The sequence below is a fragment of the Lelliottia sp. SL45 genome, from assembly GCF_026672535.1.
GTDB classification, from domain to species: domain Bacteria; phylum Pseudomonadota; class Gammaproteobacteria; order Enterobacterales; family Enterobacteriaceae; genus Enterobacter; species Enterobacter nimipressuralis.
On the sequence record NZ_JAPPRH010000003.1, the window covers coordinates 217,307 to 236,606 of the forward strand.

At 42.2% G+C, this 19,300-nt stretch carries 16 protein-coding genes and 1 pseudogene; 12 read left to right on the plus strand and 5 right to left on the minus strand.

Features of this window, described 5'->3' with window-relative positions:
* Positions 1-52 precede the first annotated feature (52 nt).
* A complete protein-coding gene (gene nlpD / locus OVA10_RS07015; RefSeq protein ID WP_100779140.1) occupies positions 53-1,177 on the plus strand; it encodes a murein hydrolase activator NlpD in 1,125 nt (374 codons plus the stop codon).
* Between the two features lie 60 nt (positions 1,178-1,237).
* The gene (gene rpoS, locus OVA10_RS07020; RefSeq protein ID WP_095283101.1) at positions 1,238-2,230 is read left to right on the plus strand and encodes an RNA polymerase sigma factor RpoS; all 993 of its coding nucleotides are present in this window, start codon (positions 1,238-1,240) and stop codon (positions 2,228-2,230) included.
* A 49-nt stretch (positions 2,231-2,279) separates the two neighbouring features.
* Here rpoS and OVA10_RS07025 read toward each other — a convergent pair whose 3' ends face one another.
* Complete coding sequence (locus tag OVA10_RS07025) at positions 2,280-2,657, minus strand: DUF4440 domain-containing protein (RefSeq protein WP_181826771.1); 378 nt, start codon at positions 2,655-2,657, stop codon at positions 2,280-2,282.
* The gene (locus OVA10_RS07030) at positions 2,654-3,862 is read right to left on the minus strand and encodes an MFS transporter (RefSeq protein ID WP_268195670.1); all 1,209 of its coding nucleotides are present in this window, start codon (positions 3,860-3,862) and stop codon (positions 2,654-2,656) included. Before OVA10_RS07030 ends, OVA10_RS07025 begins: the two co-directional genes overlap by 4 nt.
* A gap of 109 nt (positions 3,863-3,971) precedes the next feature.
* Here OVA10_RS07030 and OVA10_RS07035 point away from each other — a divergent pair, with 109 nt between their 5' ends.
* Positions 3,972-4,859, plus strand: coding sequence for a LysR family transcriptional regulator (locus OVA10_RS07035; protein ID WP_123428691.1), 888 nt, complete (start codon positions 3,972-3,974; stop codon positions 4,857-4,859).
* Between the two features lie 16 nt (positions 4,860-4,875).
* Here the strand turns inward: OVA10_RS07035 and mutS are convergent, their stop codons facing one another.
* Positions 4,876-7,443 (minus strand): DNA mismatch repair protein MutS, encoded by a 2,568-nt coding sequence (mutS, locus tag OVA10_RS07040; RefSeq protein ID WP_268196872.1) that lies wholly within the window; start codon positions 7,441-7,443, stop codon positions 4,876-4,878.
* Positions 7,444-7,602: 159 nt separating this feature from the next.
* Between mutS and OVA10_RS07045 the strand changes: the two are divergent.
* The 4 genes and pseudogenes from OVA10_RS07045 to OVA10_RS07055 all read left to right on the plus strand — a co-directional run.
* Positions 7,603-7,998, plus strand: a pseudogene (locus OVA10_RS07045) (integrase); the annotation flags it as partial.
* Positions 7,999-8,316: 318 nt separating this feature from the next.
* The gene (locus OVA10_RS26055; RefSeq protein WP_326493401.1) at positions 8,317-9,054 is read left to right on the plus strand and encodes a tyrosine-type recombinase/integrase; all 738 of its coding nucleotides are present in this window, start codon (positions 8,317-8,319) and stop codon (positions 9,052-9,054) included.
* A gap of 20 nt (positions 9,055-9,074) precedes the next feature.
* Positions 9,075-9,677: a hypothetical protein gene (locus OVA10_RS07050; RefSeq protein ID WP_268195671.1), complete on the plus strand. Its 603-nt coding sequence runs from the start codon at positions 9,075-9,077 to the stop codon at positions 9,675-9,677.
* A gap of 278 nt (positions 9,678-9,955) precedes the next feature.
* Entirely contained in the window at positions 9,956-10,510 is a 555-nt protein-coding gene (locus tag OVA10_RS07055) for a hypothetical protein (protein ID WP_268195672.1), read from the plus strand.
* A 158-nt stretch (positions 10,511-10,668) separates the two neighbouring features.
* Here OVA10_RS07055 and OVA10_RS07060 read toward each other — a convergent pair whose 3' ends face one another.
* Positions 10,669-11,235 (minus strand): hypothetical protein, encoded by a 567-nt coding sequence (locus OVA10_RS07060; RefSeq protein WP_268195673.1) that lies wholly within the window; start codon positions 11,233-11,235, stop codon positions 10,669-10,671.
* A 333-nt stretch (positions 11,236-11,568) separates the two neighbouring features.
* Between OVA10_RS07060 and OVA10_RS07065 the strand changes: the two genes are divergently transcribed.
* The 5 genes from OVA10_RS07065 to OVA10_RS07085 all read left to right on the plus strand — a co-directional run bounded on the left by OVA10_RS07065 (position 11,569) and on the right by OVA10_RS07085 (position 18,519).
* Positions 11,569-12,855 carry a tyrosine-type recombinase/integrase gene (locus OVA10_RS07065; protein WP_268195674.1) on the plus strand — a complete coding sequence of 429 codons (1,287 nt, stop codon included), beginning with the start codon at positions 11,569-11,571 and terminating at the stop codon, positions 12,853-12,855.
* Entirely contained in the window at positions 12,842-14,344 is a 1,503-nt protein-coding gene (locus OVA10_RS07070; RefSeq protein WP_268195675.1) for a site-specific integrase, read from the plus strand. Before OVA10_RS07065 ends, OVA10_RS07070 begins: the two co-directional genes overlap by 14 nt.
* The gene (locus OVA10_RS07075; protein WP_268195676.1) at positions 14,341-16,311 is read left to right on the plus strand and encodes a hypothetical protein; all 1,971 of its coding nucleotides are present in this window, start codon (positions 14,341-14,343) and stop codon (positions 16,309-16,311) included. The genes OVA10_RS07070 and OVA10_RS07075 overlap by 4 nt, the downstream gene beginning before the upstream one ends.
* Positions 16,312-16,933: 622 nt before the next feature.
* Positions 16,934-17,725, plus strand: a complete 792-nt coding sequence (locus tag OVA10_RS07080; RefSeq protein ID WP_268195677.1) for a hypothetical protein — start codon at positions 16,934-16,936, stop codon at positions 17,723-17,725.
* A 374-nt stretch (positions 17,726-18,099) separates the two neighbouring features.
* A complete protein-coding gene (locus OVA10_RS07085) occupies positions 18,100-18,519 on the plus strand; it encodes a hypothetical protein (RefSeq protein WP_268195678.1) in 420 nt (139 codons plus the stop codon).
* A 51-nt stretch (positions 18,520-18,570) separates the two neighbouring features.
* Here the strand turns inward: OVA10_RS07085 and OVA10_RS07090 are convergent, their stop codons facing one another.
* Positions 18,571-19,149 carry a DUF4755 domain-containing protein gene (locus OVA10_RS07090; RefSeq protein WP_268195679.1) on the minus strand — a complete coding sequence of 193 codons (579 nt, stop codon included), beginning with the start codon at positions 19,147-19,149 and terminating at the stop codon, positions 18,571-18,573.
* Between the last annotated feature and the right edge of the window lie 151 nt (positions 19,150-19,300).

Sequence of the window (19,300 nt, forward strand, 5' to 3'; positions counted from 1 at the left end):
CCATCACGGTTAATTTTAAGTCACTGGTAGTTAACACATTCCTGGGGGATAAATGAGCGCGGGAAGCCCGAAATTCACCATCAGCCGTGTCGCGGCATTGTCATTGGTTTCGCTTTGGCTGGCAGGTTGCACGAGTTCTAATAACCCCCCTGCGCCAGTGAGCTCAGTCGGCGGGAGCAGCAATTCGGGGAATACTTCCGGTGGAATGCTGATTACGCCTCCGCCTAAAATGGGTACTGCGGCACCGCAGCAAACTCCGCAGATCCAGCCTGTTCAAACGCCGATCACGCAGCCAACTCAGATTCAGCCAGTGCAACAACCTGTGCAGACTGAGAATGGCCGCATAGTCTATAACCGCAAGTATGGGAACATTCCGAAAGGAAGTTATACGGGCGGCAGCACCTACACCGTAAAACGTGGCGACACGCTGTTCTATATCGCGTGGATCACCGGGAACGATTTCCGTGACCTCGCCCAGCGAAACAACGTACAAGCCCCGTATGGCCTGGAAGTCGGCCAGACGCTGCAGGTCGGTAATGCGACCGGTACGCCGCTGACCCCAGGCAACTCTGTTTCAGCCGCGGATGTCACCGCGCAAAACAATAGTGTGAAACCTGCGCAAAATACCAGCGCGGTGGTTGCTTCACAACCAACAATTACGTATTCTGAAGACTCAGGTGAACAGAGTGCTAACAAAATGTTGCCGAATAATAAGCCGTCTGCGACTGTCGTCACAGCACCGGTTACGGCACCTGTGGTTAGCTCTTCCGTACCGACTGCCAGCAGTCAAACCGCCAGTGCGCCAATTTCAACCTGGCGTTGGCCGACTGATGGCAAGGTTATCGAGAACTTCTCTTCCTCCGAGGGGGGAAACAAAGGGATCGATATCGCAGGAAGTAAGGGACAGGCAATCATCGCGACCGCAGATGGACGCGTTGTATATGCCGGTAACGCTCTGCGCGGTTACGGTAATCTTATTATCATCAAACATAACGATGATTACCTGAGTGCCTACGCCCATAACGATACAATGCTGGTCCGGGAACAACAAGAAATCAAGGCGGGGCAAAAAATCGCTACCATGGGTAGCACCGGCACCAGTTCTACACGCTTGCATTTTGAAATTCGTTACAAGGGGAAATCCGTAAACCCGCTGCAATATTTACCGCAGCGATAATTTGACGGGACATACCACTTCAGGGTGTCTCGTTCAGGGATCACGGGTAGGAGCCACCTTATGAGTCAGAATACGCTGAAAGTTCATGATTTAAATGAAGATGCGGAATTTGATGAGAACGGAGCCGAGTCTTTTGATGAGAAAGCCTTGGTTGAAGAGGAACCCAGTGATAACGATTTAGCTGAAGAAGAGCTGTTATCGCAGGGCGCCACACAGCGTGTGCTTGACGCGACTCAGCTTTACCTTGGGGAGATTGGTTATTCCCCACTGTTAACGGCCGAAGAAGAAGTCTATTTCGCGCGTCGCGCATTGCGTGGAGATGTAGCCTCACGCCGCCGCATGATCGAAAGTAACTTGCGTCTGGTGGTGAAAATTGCTCGTCGTTACAGCAATCGTGGTCTGGCACTGCTGGATCTGATTGAAGAGGGCAACCTGGGCCTGATCCGCGCCGTTGAGAAGTTTGACCCAGAACGTGGGTTCCGTTTCTCTACGTACGCGACCTGGTGGATTCGTCAGACTATCGAACGGGCGATTATGAACCAAACCCGTACGATCCGCCTGCCGATTCACATCGTCAAAGAGTTGAACGTCTATCTGCGTACTGCACGTGAGTTGTCCCATAAACTGGACCACGAGCCAAGTGCGGAAGAGATTGCCGAGCAGCTCGATAAACCGGTTGATGACGTAAGCCGTATGCTGCGTCTTAACGAGCGCATTACCTCCGTCGACACCCCGCTGGGTGGCGATTCCGAAAAAGCGCTGCTGGACATCCTGGCCGATGAAAAAGACAACGGCCCGGAAGACACCACGCAAGACGATGATATGAAACAGAGCATCGTCAAATGGCTGTTCGAACTGAACGCCAAACAGCGTGAAGTGCTGGCACGTCGTTTCGGTCTGCTGGGGTATGAAGCTGCGACACTGGAAGATGTTGGCCGTGAGATTGGCCTGACTCGTGAACGTGTTCGTCAGATTCAGGTAGAAGGTTTGCGTCGCCTGCGTGAAATCCTGCAGGGACAAGGGCTGAATATCGAAGCGCTGTTCCGCGAATAAGCACCTTTTCATCAAAAAAGGCCCGTCGAGAGACGGGCCTTTTTCTTTTCTAACGTTCGACTGTTTCGTGAAGATGGCGCCAGAGCACGCTATCCCCTTGTTGACGTAATACCACGGTTGACCATCGCAGGGTCGTTGGCGCTGAAGGCTGATGTTGCACTTCGCGATAACGTAGCACTGCGCCATTCGGCCACGCCTCCAGCACGTCCACATTGTCGACTAAAATGGAAAGCCCCGGACGGCTGCCGCGCTGTGCCAGAAAGAACGCGCTCAGGGCAGGATAATCCAGGCATGCCCCGGTCGGTGTCACCATGGTAAATCCCTCGCAGAAATGCGCCATTAGCGCGTCGTGATCGCCTTCGCCTTTGCCGAGCCAGTTTTCAATGGCAATGTGCGCGTCGATGATTTCATCTTTAAACAGATTCATGATGGTTCCTTATGAAGGTGGATAAGTACCTGCTGGTTGTTCAGTCGGATCGCGCTAAACAGCGGTACAAGCGTGATGAGGCCTGCAAGAATGAATGTCCCGTGCCAGGCCTGAAGGGGGGTGAAAATCTGTTGCAGAGTGCTCAACATCACGGCCAGCAGCGTAGCCCCCAGAAGGAAACTCAGCTGGCGATTGATATTCCACAGCGCGCTGGCGTCCGGCATTTCGTCAAAGGCCACGTTAAGAAAAGCGGTGGTTTGTGCGGTGCTGCTGCACAGACTGCCACCAGCTCCCATCAGTACGAAGAGGGCGATGATGATGTATTCAGGGGTTGTCGCTGATACTACTGCTAAACCCGCGATTCCCGCCGCCTGCAGCAGACAGCCGGTGATTATCAACGGGCGTGGGCCAAGACGGTTGAAATATTTGCCGGTAGCGGAAATGGCGATAAACGAGGCGAGCGACCAGGGGAGCATCAGCGCACCCGTTGCCGCCGGGGTCATCTTTACCACACTCTGCAGATAAAACAGGCCGACCACGTTCACGCCAATGAAAATCCCCGGTACGCATAAATAGATCAGCATCGCGAAGCGCAGCAGCGGGTCGGACAGCAGCGGCAAATGCAGTAAACGAGCAGGCCCTGATGCCGTGGTGTCGTTTTTGAGCCACAGGCAGGCGAGCAGCAGCGTGACGACCGCAAGCGGCAGCGGTGCAAAAAAGATCCATCGCCAGATAAAGAACTGAATAAGCACTCCCCCCAGCGCCGGCGCACTCGCGGGAGCGAGCAGGGCGACCAGCATCACCGCTGTCGATAATCCGGCCCGCTCGTGGGGTTTAAACTGTTGCCACGCCAGGGCCTGCCCAACCGGGATCAGCAGACCCCCGCCCGCTCCCTGAAGCACCCGCCAGAAGATAAGATGGCTCAGTGACTCCGCCAGCCCGGCGGCGGACGCCGCAGCACAGAACAGGGTCAGGGAGAGAATAAAAAGGCGCTTTGCGCCAATCCTGCGGGTGATAAGGGCGCTAAAAGGGATGACCAGCGTCATGCCAGCGATGTAGCCATTACTGATCCATGCCAGCGCAGGGGCGGATGCGTTTAGCACCACCGCCATCGCCGGGAAGGCGACGCTGGCGATAAACATATTGATGAGGTCGAGAAAAAAGCCCAGCAGAAACACGATGGCGACTTTATGGCGATACGTCATGATTTACCCTCTGTTAAGGAGCGGTAATGTATCTGCCAGAAAGCGTGGGATAAACGGCATCGCTGGCGATATACTGTCAAAATAATTTTGACAGTAATGGCACTCAGCAATGCTCAATCTACAACGAATGACGATTTTCGTGGCGGTGGTGGATACCGGCAGTTTTACCGCGGCGGCCACTACGCTTGGGCAAACCAAAGCCGTTGTTAGTTTTAATATTCGCCAGCTGGAGAATGAGCTGGGCGTAACGTTACTCCTGCGCTCTACGCGCAGAATCACCCTCACGGAAGCGGGCGCGCTCTTTTATCAGCGCGGTGTCGAGCTGTTAAAAGCGGCGGAGAATTTGCAGGATGAAGTCAGGGCCAGCCACGTTGGGCTGAGCGGTGAGCTGCGAATCACCTCGACGCCGGAGTACGGTGCGCAGGTGATTATCCCGGTTCTGGCGGAGTTCAGTCGTCTTCATCCGGATTTACGGATACGCCACGTTGCGTCGTCGCATCATGCCGATTTGATCGCAGAGCGTTTTGACGTCGCCATTCGGCTGGGAACGCTGGCCGACTCTCGCTATCACGCCGCGCAGATTTCCCGTTTCGCGATTTTGCCCGTGGCCGCTCCGGAATGGCTCTCTGCACACCCGGTTGATTCGCTGGACGTACTGGCGCAGGCCGAGTGGCTGATTCATGACCGCCTTCCTGCGCCGCTACGCTGGCAGGTGACCGATGCCTGTGGAAAAAAAGCGCTGTTAGAGATCACGCGTCCTGCACGATTATTTGCCGACAGCGCTCAGGCGCTGATGGCGTTTGCGCTCGCGGGAGCGGGCGTGGCATTGCTGCCAGAATGGCTGGTAAAAAATGCACTGGAAAAGGGGCGGCTGATACACGTCTTACCCGACTACACCTTTGCGCAGCAGGGCATTTATGCGGTCTATCCCGATGCGCAGCATGTCTCGGCTAAGGTGCGCGTGTTTATCGACTATCTGCGCACCCGAGCCGGTTAATGTTGCCTGAGGTAATTTACGCCAGATTTTTCAGGCGATAGATCCACTCCAGCGCCTGACGCGGCGTCAGAGAATCTGGATCGAGATTCTCCAGCGCTTCGAGCGCCGGGGAGGTCTCTTCTGCCAGCGTCAGCAACGACATCTGTGAGCCGTCAATCTGCGTCGCAGCAGCGTTCGGCGACAGGCTTTCCAGCTCGCGGAGTTTCTGGCGCGCGCGTTTAATCACCTCTTTTGGCACGCCCGCCAGCGCGGCAACGGCCAGGCCGTAGCTCTTGCTGGCCGCTCCGTCCTGCACCGTATGCATGAAAGCGATGGTATCGCCGTGCTCAAGCGCATCCAGATGAACGTTGGCGACACCCTCCATTTTCTCTGGCAGTTGCGTCAGTTCAAAATAGTGCGTCGCAAACAGGGTCAGCGCTTTGATCTTATTCGCAAGACTTTCAGCGCAGGCCCATGCGAGGGAAAGACCATCGTAGGTAGAGGTACCACGACCGATCTCATCCATCAGCACCAGGCTGTTTTCCGTCGCGTTGTGCAGAATGTTGGCGGTTTCGGTCATCTCGACCATGAAGGTCGAGCGGCCACTGGCCAGATCGTCCGCCGCCCCCACGCGGGTGAAAATGCGATCAATAGGACCGATCTCCACACTCTGCGCCGGAACATAGCTGCCGATATAAGCCAGCAGGGCGATAAGCGCAGTCTGACGCATATAGGTACTTTTACCGCCCATGTTCGGGCCGGTGATGATCAGCATGCGACGCTGGGCAGAGAGATTCAGCGGGTTGGCGATAAACGGCTCGTTGAGCACCTGCTCAACCACCGGATGACGCCCTTCGGCAATGCGAATACCCGGTTTGTCGCTGAACGTCGGACAGGTGTAATTGAGCGTATCAGCGCGTTCTGCCAGGTTTACCAGCACATCCAGCTCGGCAAGCGCGCTTGCGCTCAACTGCATATCAGCCAGGTGCGGCAGGAGCGTGTCGAACAGCTCTTCATAAAGCTGCTTTTCCAATGCCAGGGCTTTGCCTTTGGAGGTAAGAACTTTGTCTTCGTACTCTTTCAGCTCTGGAATGATGTAGCGTTCGGCGTTCTTCAGCGTCTGGCGACGAACGTAGTGAATCGGCGCCATGTGACTCTGTCCACGACTGATTTGGATGTAATAGCCGTGAATCGCATTGTAGCCGACTTTCAGGGTATCCAGGCCCAGACGCTCGCGCTCGCGGATTTCAAGCTTATCCAGATAATCAGTGGCCCCGTCTGCCAGGGCGCGCCATTCGTCCAGCTCTTCGTTGTAACCCGGGGCAATCACACCACCGTCGCGAACCAGCACCGGCGGTGCTTCCACAACCGCGCGCTCCAGCAGCTCGCGCAGCTCGGTAAATTCACCCATGCTTTCGCGCAGCTTTTGCACCGGCGCGCTGTCGACTTCCGCCAGCTGCGCGCGCAGTTCAGGCAACTGCTGGAAGGCGTGGCGCATACGGGCCAGATCTCGCGGACGCGCAGTGCGCAGTGCGAGACGGGCCAGAATACGCTCCAGATCGCCCACCTGACGCAGCACGGGCTGTAATTCTGTAAAGCGATCCTGCAGCGCGCCAATGGTCTGCTGGCGGCTTTTCAGCACTGCCGTATCGCGCACCGGCATATGCAGCCAGCGTTTAAGCATACGGCTGCCCATCGGCGTGACGGTACTGTCGAGCACCGAAGCGAGCGTGTTTTCAACCCCACCGGCCAGATTCTGAGTGATCTCCAGATTACGGCGCGTAGCGGCATCCATGATGATGCTGTCCTGCTGACGCTCCATGGTAATTGAGCGAATGTGCGGCAGGGTGGTGCGCTGCGTGTCTTTCACGTACTGCAGCAGGCAGCCTGCAGCGCAGAGACCGCGCGGGGCGTTCTCTACACCAAAACCAATCAGGTCGCGGGTGCCAAACTGCAGGTTTAACTGCTGGCGAGCCGTGTCAATTTCGAACTCCCACAGCGGGCGACGGCGCAGACCACGACGCCCTTCAATCAGGGCCATCTCGGCGAAATCTTCGGCGTAAAGCAGTTCCGCCGGATTGGTGCGTTGCAGCTCTGCCGCCATGGTTTCACGGTCGGCGGGTTCGCTCAGGCGAAAACGCCCGGAGCTAATATCCAGCGTGGCGTAACCGTAGCCTTTGCTGTCCTGCCAGATGGCGGCGAGCAGGTTATCCTGACGCTCCTGCAACAGCGCTTCGTCGCTGATGGTACCCGGCGTAACGATGCGCACCACCTTGCGCTCGACGGGGCCTTTGGAGGTCGCCGGATCGCCTATCTGTTCGCAGATGGCAACGGATTCACCCTGATTCACCAGTTTCGCCAGATAGTTTTCCACTGCATGATGCGGGATCCCGGCCATCGGGATCGGTTCACCTGCTGACGCGCCACGTTTGGTCAGAGAGATGTCGAGCAGCTGCGACGCCCGTTTGGCATCGTCATAGAAAAGCTCGTAAAAGTCGCCCATACGATAAAACAGCAGAATTTCCGGATGCTGAGCTTTCAGTTTCAGGTACTGCTGCATCATCGGCGTGTGGCTAGAGAAGTCCTTGTCTATGTCTTCATTCATTTTGATTTTACTCATTTTTTTAATCTTTCAGGTACTCATGTGGCCCCATTTAAATCTATGTTAAACTCACATGGACCCGCAAATTTGTAGCTCACCTGTAGCTCAGAACGTGATAGATTGGTTTTACTCCTTTTCTGGGCTACAAACAGTGGTGGTACTTTGAAAACAACTCTCACTCAGTCTTTTATTATCAACAAGTTAAGTGTCCATGTTAAGCCAGAACTTAGTAGCTCTGGAAAAGTTGTTTTCGAAGCTAACCCTGATCAAAAACCTTACATAGTCTTTGATGATCACAGGGACGCCCCTGTGGGATTCGGGGTAAAGGTAAGTTTGACGAAAAAAACCTATGTAATCCAGCGAAGAGTATCTTCTGGTGATCGTAGTGTGAGTGAAGGTAAGAAACCAAGTTCTGTGCTTAAAGTAAAAGTTTGAAATGTTTCTGATTTTCCGAGTATCGATCAAGCTCGTGAAGCTGCCCGACAGTTGGTTCAGACAATGATCGCAACGAAGAGGAATCCCAATAGAATCAAGCGAGAAACAGAGGCTTCTGAACTCACTATCAGCGAAGTGTTCGCCCAATACCGCCAACACCTTCTTGGAAGGTCTAAACCAGCAAAGCCGAATACACTTAATGTGCTGAACAAAGCAGAAAATCGCCTGAAAGAGTGGGAAGCTTTACGAGTAAAGGATCTCACTGGTAATGAAATCCTTCGTAAGTTCGATGAAATTGCCAGCAGAGCCAGGACAGCAGCAGAACAGACGTTTCGATGGATAAATGTGGCAGTGAAACATGCAATCGAAATCGAAGCTGGGAATGCTCAAACCCAACAAAGGCCACCTACGCTGTCTTACAATCCATTTAACATCCTAAAGGTGCAAAAAAAGTTCAGGACTCGATCAGAGCTTGAGGATAGTTATCGTGCAAAAGGTGTTAGAAATCCACTTTCTCCAAAAGATACTCTTGGCCGATTTTTAACAGCATTACATAAGAAGAGAAGCTTCAACCGTCTTGGCTGTGATTACCTTCTGCTGACTATCCTTCTTGGTGCTCGTAAGGAAGAAACGGCTTCATTATGTTGGAGAGAGCATCTCTCAGTAGAAGAGGCTAAAACTTCAAGTTATGTCGATCTGGAAAAAAGAATTATTCGCTTTTATGACACTAAAAACAGGAACGATCACGAATTGCCAATCTGCGATGCTGTCAAAAGAATTCTGGAAGACAGAAGGGACATTGTTCAGGAAGCAGAAACTCGTCAAGAAAGACTGAAATGGGTTTTCCCTGCCCGTTCCAAAAGAAGCAAAGTAGGGCACTATTCGGACAGTAAAAGTTTACGTGAATACCTTTGCGTAGAAGCAGATATCGTCAAGCTTGGTATGCATGATCTGCGTCGAACGTTTGGTCGCGTTGCAGAAGAACTTACTTCCTATGCTGTTGTTAAGCGATTACTAAATCACCGAAACACAACTGATCCAACAGAAAGATATGCGGAACCAGATCAGGAACGAGTGTTTGAAGCTCTTCAACGGATTGAGTTGCATATGCTGATGACAGCACCTAAGTTGTATAATGCATTATTGGCATCAAAAAATTATCCACCATTGTCTGAATAGTGAATAGAAGGGATTGAGAGATGAGTGTTGTTGAAACATTGAGAGAGCTATCAGAAGTATGGAAACTTTTTGGTGATATGCCTGATGACACAACGTTAAGTGTAGATTTAGCTGCTCTCTACCTTGGTATCAGTGCTAAATCATTAGCCAGATACAGGCAGAACGGTGGTGGACCTCAATACATTCAATATCAGACTGAAGATAGCAAAGCAAGAAATCAGCGCGTTAATTATCTTTTGAAAGACCTCCGTTCCTGGAGAGATAGCCATAGAGTAAGTAGCACAATGCATGCAGCCCAGGTTCGAGGGTTAACTTTTACCTCTCTTTCGGATTTTTGTGAACCTCAACCTTTTTGGTGCATCATTAATGGTAGTGGATCTGCAAGCAAAATCATATCCCATGTACTGACCCTTCCTGATGATGATTTCAAGCAGATACTGTTAGAGTCTAATGCAGAAGTTATTTGGATCTCTGTTGAGGAAGCTCTATTTATATCATGGATAAATAAAGATGAACGTTCTATTTGGCACGGAGTTTTCATCTCAACACTAAATAATATTGTTTTTGCATCGGGTGCTGAACAGGAAAGGTATATTTTGAATGATATTTTGGATAATAAATAATTGAAGTTGTATGAGGCGGGAATATTTAAGTATCTCAAATTTACCAATAATTTCTCTATCTGCCTCAGCAGTATTGGTTTCTCTTTTTGTAAGATGAAAACTATATTTTTCCATGAGGCAATTAATGAATGTAGACAACGAAAGGGTATTGTATGAATTTTTTATAGATTGACATGAGGTTTAATTTTCGCCCTCTAAAAATGTTATATCTTTTATGGCTAAGATGAAAAGTTCTATTCGCATCGAATTTTATACCTTGCATTGTAGGGGGAAAACAAATGTTAAAATGGATACGGACAATATTTTTTTCGGACTATCTACCATCAATTTTATGTCTGCTCTTGCTTGTGAAAATGGATTATGAAATTTTCTATAATTGGCCGATGAATGAATCCGTGGATAGCAGAATAAAATTAATGTTGTTATTCATACATTTTATAATGCTTTTCGCTATCCTTTCTCCATTCATAGGACGGTTTTTAGCAAAAATTAGCAATGAAAATTTTAAGGCTTTTATTGGCTTGCCGGACAAAGATAAAAATATTACCTACATTGACTTATATGATTTTTTAAGTGGACTTGCATTATCTGCTTTTTATTTGTCAGTTTTATTATTCACTTTAAAAGATGTTTATGATATAACAGGCTGGTTTATTTCAGGAGTGTATGCATTTTTAATGTTTGCCTCATCTATATCAATAGCATCGATCTCACTTATGAGATATATCTGGTTGTTTGCTAAATTTAGTAAATATACATATGCATTTGCTGCGTTATTAGCAGGAAGCATGTGTATGGCAATTATTGGTGTTGCTATTAGAATGGCTTCATAGATAATTAAATATAATCTCATCTTATTTTATTTGCTATCTCCTAAAATAAGATGAGGATATTTTAGTGAATCAGATGAAAATAATAACCCCCTTAGAAAGATTGCTGGTATGTAAATCGCGCCATTCAATTAAAAAATATATAACTATCAATCCCAGCCCTATTTCTCTCTTGTTATAATTATGTCAAAGTTGTTCCCAAACGGATTTACTACCTCCAGTAGCTTTTGATTATGACTGTCATTTTTGATGATGTAGGACTGGCTTGTTCCTGGAGCCATTCTTTCCTCGATAGTTGGGAATTTTTTGCGCATGATATTTTCTAATATTTCAAGATCCTGAATATCGAAGTCTTTTCCATCAGAGACAATCCGGTCTGGAATTGATTTCAGGCTGCTAAGTGTGGCTATCAGTTCTTTATCGTGAAGTACCCACTCTCCAGCACCACTAATATAATAGTCAACAAGGGTTGTTTTTGCATTTGCATTATCTATCTTAAAAGACATTCGACCATTCACATTATATTTCCCATTAGAAAAATATGAAGTTCTCACATTCACTCCAGCAAGAACACCCTGTGTGCCATATGAATAATCAGATGTCCATACACCAACTATATCATCTGTCTTTTGAGTATCAGGGTTTCTGGGAAAAATGTAGGAACAAATTCCAACAAGAGCTGCCACAATAAATATAGTATTTTTTGTTGGCTTAGTTATTTTTTTCATAAAAATTCAATTTGGAATGAGTGATAGAGGTTGGTGCATTTTATCATTTTCAATCTATTTCTGAAAATAAATTTGAAATTACTGATTAGGATGTGATTAGATATTTAGAGAAAATTTAGCAAATTTAATTTTGTTCGACAGTGTAATCTTTGCTTTATCTTTTACATTTAAAATGAGCAATGGTTAAAACAGTGGGTTTGACAATGTATTTTTAACTCTCAGGTATATAGAAGAGATTCTCTATCCCCCTATAGGGGGAATGCAAAATTTTTAAAGACAGATTATCCGATATTATCTCTAATCTAAGTCTGGGCTGTATTCAATAATGAAAAAATGATGAAAATGCAAAGTGTAATGTTGTTAAAAATAAATGATTTGCTACACCTAATAAAAATGCAAAAAAAAGGAAATATTATGACAAGTATAGGTATTAATAAGTTTGTTCTAACATCAGGAGAACGATATTGCATCATTATGGATAACGAAAATAAAGCCCCTCTTTTTTACCCTAATTTATACTTAACAATTAAGTTAAGGAATAGGGGGTGTTCTGTGCTAACAATGGAAGCGGCAGCCTTAACATTGTCTCTATTTTATAGATTTTTACGAGAAAATAATATATCGATTGATGAACGTATTTTACATAATAGATTCATATCGAATTCTGAAATTGATCGCTTGTTCATTTTCTTAACAAAAAAACGTTCAAGGCGTATACGTTCACCAAGTATATCAAAATTAACCTTATATCACAGGTTAAATACCATCGCTGGTTATTTATTGTGGTTATCAGAAACGCTGTATAGATATGATACACCAGAAATTAATATATTAAATGCTGAAAAAATGGTTCGTTCTATCAAAGAAAGGAAACCAAGAATACCTAAGAGGCAAGATAGAACTTATGAGAATGATGGTATTCCTGAAAATGTCATAAAAATTATTATGGATGTAATTGATCCTCATTCAAATAGTAACCCATTTGAAATTTACGTAAGACAGAGGAACGAAATATTAGTTCTTATGTTATATGAGCTTGGAGTACGTTGTGGTGAACTTTTAAATATAAAAATTGAAGATATAGATTTCCAAAAAAATAGAATTCGAATTAAAAGGAGAGCAGATGAAGTAAATGATTCAAGGATTAACCAGCCTTTAGTGAAGACATTAAGTAGAACGGTTTCATTAGATAAAACGGTAGCTTTAAAAATCTATAATTATATTGTTTTTGATAGAAGTAAACTTTCCAAAGGAAACGATGGGTTTTTATTCTTATCTTATAAACCTGGTCCAACTCAAGGAAATCCACTTTCTATGTCTGCTTATCACAAAATAATTTCAAAAATATCTTTGTGCGATCCTTTACTTAACAATTTAAGAGGACATCAATTCCGTCATACATGGAATTACAACTTTTCTAAATTAATGGATTCGATGCCAACGAAAGTCAGCGAGAATCAACAGGAAAAAATGAGAGAGAGGCTAATGGGCTGGAAAGAAAACTCTGGTACTGCCAGTATATATAATAAACGCTTTATTAATGAAAAAGCGAATGAAGCCTCATTGAGATTACAGGAACGATTAAATAAAACAATAAGGAGGAAGGATGAAAATAAATAGAGAAAGTAAAGGCCTTTTAAATCCATTTATTACTTCAAACAGTCATTACGAATTCTTTAAAAACGAAGATATATGGATTTTAGATAAGAATATCAAGCTTAATATGTTGAATGTTTTAAATATATTAGATGAACGACATCATGAGTATTTCTTGGATGTTTTAGCCAATTTTGCAATTACAAGATCATCATCCTATACAAAGAAAATGTTTTGGGCATTTTATGACTATATTAAGACAACAGATAAAGGAATAATCACTGATGAGTCTGTTAGAGAGTACCATAGTAAAAATTTATTAAAAAAGCCGGACTATATTAATAGTATAAGAGTTTTTTTCCGTAAGTGGTTTAATTTAGAACTTCCAGGTGTCTCGGAAAATCAAGTGAACTGTCTATATAAAGGCAAACCTAAAAGAATGGAACTTGGTAAAGCGATAAAAATTAAAGATATGAAAAAAGGACCATTTAGTGATAATGAGGTAATTGCCTTTAATGAAGGGGCCATGTGGCTTTATGAAGATGGGGATATAACATTTGAAGAATTAGCTATGGCGTTAATAACCTCATATACAGGTAGGCGACCTATTCAGACATCGCATCTGAAATTAAAAGATGTGGTGGGCATGTTGCATGATACAGGTAATGAGTTTTTCATCAATTATCCAAGAGCAAAACATAGTGGAGTATTTCGTTCTGAATTTACAAAGTTGAAAATAACTGAAGACTTGCACGATATTATCGTGATACTGGGTGAGAGAAGTATTAAAATTGTTGAAAACTATCTTGGCAGGTGTGTGGATAATTATGAATTAAAGGAGGTGCCCTTATTTATTGATGTTGTCGCGCTTGAGAAAAATAAAAATAAAGCTAATCTTTTAGCACTTTTAGAAAAAGATATATTTCATATTAAATCTAATTTAATTACCACTGCCATACAAAAAATATCGAAAAAAACTGGTTTTATAAAGGATGATTCTTCTATTAACGCAAGACGCTTTCGCTATTCACTTGGCACAAGAGCTGCCCAAGAAGGTTATAGTGAGTATATTATAGCGAAGCTTTTAGATCATAGATCAACGAGGCTTGTTAGCTGTTATGTAAAAAATGTTCCAGAGTATGCAGAAAGGATTGATGAGGTTATGACAACGGAAGTTATAAAGTATGTGAATGCATTTAAAGGGCATGTTATATATAAAAATGATGCTCAAAAGAAAATAAAAAATCACGAGGGTATAGATTCAGGAAACTGTTCCAACTGTAAGAGTTGTGCTGCTATGGTGCCTATCCCATGCTATACATGTATTTATTTTAAGCCTTGGGTAGATGCACCGCATCAAGATGTGTATGACTTTCTAATAAGAGAAAGAAAAAGAATGGCTGCGATTACAAAAGATATAAAAATAGCTACATCTCTTGATAGAACGATTTCTGCTGTAAGAGAGGTGGTTATTAAATGCAACGAGATTAGAACAATAGGAGGAATAATATGACAAATGTAGTGAATATGAAGTCAGTATTGAGGAGTGTAGTTTATGAAAATTTAAACGCATTAATCTGTAGAATGAAAAATACTTTAACAAAGAATACGAATGTCAATTGGGATTGCAATTTTTGGATGCTACATAACAAGGAGGTTAGATTTACTAAATTATCTTATAAAAAGGGAACAAGAAGTAAAATCATAATGGATGATAAATTTCTCGGGTTTGCTAAGTCATATATGGTTCATGAGTGTATATATAATGAAAGAAAAATCAAACAGTCCATTTCGGCGCTTAGAATTCTTGAATCTACGCTGATCAAAATTAATGGCGACTGTGATATTTCCAAAATAAATATTAATGTTCTAAATGAATCAATATATGCTTTAAAAAATAGACTCGACCACAATAAAGCTTATGCTATTGGGAATTCTTTAATGCAAGTTGTATCGTTTATTGTAGATAATAATCTTACTACAAAAAATATCTTTTCGTGGCGAAACCCATTAAGGGATGAACGAGATTATTTCGTCTATGACGGTAAAGGTATCCATAAAGGCAAACTTCCAGATGAAATTGCTTTGAATGCATTTGCTGAGGTCTTTAGCAGAGCATTAACTGATAAAAGAGACATTTTCACTACATCTGTTATCGTGCTTTTAATGTCTGCGCCATCAAGAATTTCTGAGGTTTTTTCATTACCAGTAGATTGTGAAATACAGCAGATTACAAGAAACGGAGATGTTAAACATGGCTTAAGGTTCTGGGCAGGGAAAGGTTATGGTGGGGATATTAAATGGATTCCTACAGTGATGGCTCCTATAACTAAAATTGCAATTGAAAGAATATTATCTATTACACATGATGCGCGAGATTTCTCCAAAATGATGGAGTTGGATTTTAACAGTTTCTGTAAATCTAAGGGGCATACCGAAAATCAATTGCTAACGGCAGTTCAAGTTATTAAAATTATTAGTAATCAAAATCACTCAAAAGAAAACTGTGTAAAAATTTTAAATAGATTATCATTAAAATCAGAGGATTATTCATATTCATTACAATCTTTATGGACAAAATTAAGGAAAAGGCTTCCACCTAATTTTCCTTGGTATGACAAACTTAAGAATATAAAGTACAGTAACTTACTTTTCTTATTTTTTAAGGATGCATTTCATCCGAGAAAGTCTGATAATATAATACAGTTATGTTCAGTTAATAGTACGGCATTTTACTCTGGTTTTAGTAATGATGAGAAAAAGTCTAATTTTTTCAAAAGGCATGGGTACAAAAAAACAGATGGAAGTACCATTAGATTTAATTCTCATCAAATAAGGCATCTACTCAATACTCTTGCACAGAGGCAGGGACTAAGTGATGAAGAAATAGCTAAATGGTCTGGAAAAGTGAATGTAAAACAGAACCGAGTTTACAACCATATTAGCGAGGAAGAAATCTTAGAAAAATATGAATCTCTGAAAGAACAGTCAGAAAGCTTCATTATAACTGAAAAGGGTGATTATAAAGATAAGACCTATATTCATGGCGCAATACCAAGCAGTGGAAATTCACTTCATATCACTGAATTCGGTTATTTTACACATGATTATGTAATATCCTCATGCGAAAAATTTAGAGACTGTGTTAATTGCTCTGAGCAGCTTTGTATAAAAGGTAATAGTGAAAATTTAACGAGGCTAAAAAGCAGGCTTGTAGAAATAAGCAAATTTATCGATAAGGTTTCAGATAAAATGAATGGAGATATTCAGCAGATGAAAAATGATCAATGGTTAATGATTCACGCAAGGACCAAAGAAAGATTAGTTGAATTGATTGGTATATTGGAAAATGAAAGGATTCCTGATGGTTCATATATCAGATTAGACAGCACAAACTTCACGCATCTTTCAAGGATAACAGGAAAACAAAGAACTTTAAACCGAAATATGGAGAATCTAAATTCAAAAAAAACTAACTAAAAGTGAAAAGAATCTGATACTTAATACGATATGGGGATGGAGTGATTCATCAATTACATGGGATCAACTTTGTGAAGAATGTTCTTCATTTCTTAAATCCCGACCGAGTAGGCAAACTCTGTCCTATCACAAAGATATTGCAAATGCCTACCTAAGCAAGAAAAAGGGGATTGTCGACAATGCCAATAAGTTTAAAAAACCATCCAGTCTAATTAATGCATCAAAAATAATATTCAATTTGGAATCAAGAATCAAACATCTCGAAGATGAAAATAGGAAATTAAAAGAAAAATTTGTCCTGTGGCAATTTAATGCATATATATATGATATAAAAGAGCATCAATTAGAAGAACCTTTGCCCAAGATAGATCGCGGGAGAGATGATAAGCAGAGAAGGTGATATGATTGAATTGAATCTTGACTGTAAATAATTCTCTTAGATAGGGTAGTTCTAAGATTATACTAAAAAATAAATGTACAAAACATAGTCGTTAAGACCTCTTTTTCTGCGTGTGGGAATTTTCCTTTCAATGTTGAACGCTTGGACTGTAGAGTAATGTAATTTTCATATAAATTTAGCAAGAGAATTGATATTATACTGTAAAGTTTGTGCGGAGGGGTTATGGATATAAGGGAATTGCTTTGTGAGAGCAAAGAGGATAGAGACTCGGTTTCTGCGATCTTTGGCGAAATAAAAAAAGAGTTTTCAGGAAGTAGTGATAGAGGAATAACTGTAATTGCAGCCTCTATGATTGATCTCTTAATGGAGGATTTACTTGAGACATTTTTTGTCCCTTTTGAAAGTAAAACTGATCGTAAGAATATATTCTCCAGTAATGGACCACTTTCGAATATCTCTAACAAGATAGAAATGGCATTCAGTTTAGGTCTATTGTCAACCTTTGATAAAAAATTATTAAAGACATTAATTTCAGTCAGAAATAAATTTGCACACCAGATCGGTGGTATTAGTTTCCAAAGTGATGAAGTTATACAAAAATGCAAACAACTTATTATTCCTGATGACCTTCTTGTCGCAATGGATATAGGACATAAAATAGGAAATCGAACTGTTATATATAAACCAAGAAAAGAAGACTATAGAGGGTGGTTCCAAACTGCAACATATGTAGCAATAACAATATTAGCCCATCGGAAAATGATTTTTTTAAGTGAAAAACGTCATTCACCTGATGATATTAAGCATCGCTCTGAATTTTCAAAAGAAAATATTATTAGCACAAAGGCTCTGATAGAACTGGCTAAGGATACAATCTCTAATAAGGATAAGTATAATTTAGCAAGTCAGAAATTAGAAAGGCTTACATACTTGTTAAATCGATTAAAGCTAACCCTGGCATTTCATGAAACACAAGAAAAAGAGTCTTATGATGTTGTGATAATTGAAAAATAGTAGAGTGGTAGATAATGGATCGAATATGTTTTTGCACTTTTGTAGATATTAACGCCATACCCACAGATACTATACATTATACATACCCTATTGCTGTTAAAAATGCTGTAGGGTATGATATTTATATCGTTCAATCTTTCTTTATAGATATTCAATAAACGATATGGCTTATCTCATAGATATTCTTATACGAGTTTCCTGAAACAATATAACATTAGTATGATTACAATCTACTTAAAAAATTAAAGACGGTAAAATAGTTTGAACATGTTTAATGAGTGTCGTAGGAAAATTCTTGCACTCATATTGATTTTTTCTGGATTTGTGATATTTAAATACAAGAGGGAATATTATTAATTGCAAGGATGCAAGTTATGGAAAAGCTAAATAGCATGGAGCGTTTTCTAATACTCTTTGAACGCTTCATTAAAAAGCTCGAAGAGTCTGGGCTGTCAGAATCTGACATAATAGATAAATCTTACCTATTTTGTGTTGGGTTTTATATAAAGTATAAAAATGACATTGATAATATAGAGTTAGCTAACAGAGATGTCGTTTTATCTTTTATGCTTACCTCTTATTACTGCTTCATAAACAATATAGAAAATAGAGTAGTCGATTCTGATAAAATAAGAAGAATGTGCAGTCTTCTTATTCACTTTATTTTGAATAACAAAACAAATAGTGAAAATTTTTTCATTAACGAAAAAAGAAAATATGATAGGATGGTTTTGGCAAGGTCATTAAAAGAAAAAAATCTCAGCTATGCAGCTAACTATAATAAAAACACTTAAAACAGAATCTGTCCCCATATAGATTCTGTTTTAAGCATAAGATGCTTAATTTCATGCTGCATTTAAGTTTTGATCAAAGATCTCAATCCATTGATTAAGTTGTGCTTTGAGATCATTAAGACCCTTACGAGAGTTATAAGAATCATTGCGGGGATAGAACTGGATGTGCCATTCAGGGTTTTTAATGTCTTTCACTCGGATAAACAAACCTGACTCAGCAATATTTTGACCTAATATTTTGCCGTTTTCACTGATACCCTTTAAACCACCACCTGAAATTTCACCACCATGTGTGATGTTGTAGCTCCATTCTTTAATATCATCAAAAGAATAAGTATTTGCTCCTTCACTATTTTTAAGAAAGACCTCTTGTTTATTTGTGTCTAACCGGATTTCACAATCATTGAATTTATGAATATAGATCCCATCATTATTTTCATTCAGATAATTGAATGTAGCATCATTGTTTTTCCTGACAACATATTTACCAAAAGCTGTTGCACAGAGCATTGCACTGATAAAAAACAGGGGCACCCAATAAACTGACATGACCTTACTTCCACCAAAATAAGCGACAAGTACAGGGAGTGCAATCGCCAGCAATACACGCTTCATCATGAAGAATTTCATACGGTTTTTCCTGTATGATAGAACGATATTAAAAATAGGCTAGTAAAATCAGTCTATTAGCCGATAGTTCCTTCAACGTACATTTTGTACAAAGCTGTAAAGTTATCAAATCATTTGTACCGATCGATATTTTGCAATTTGATAGGTGTTA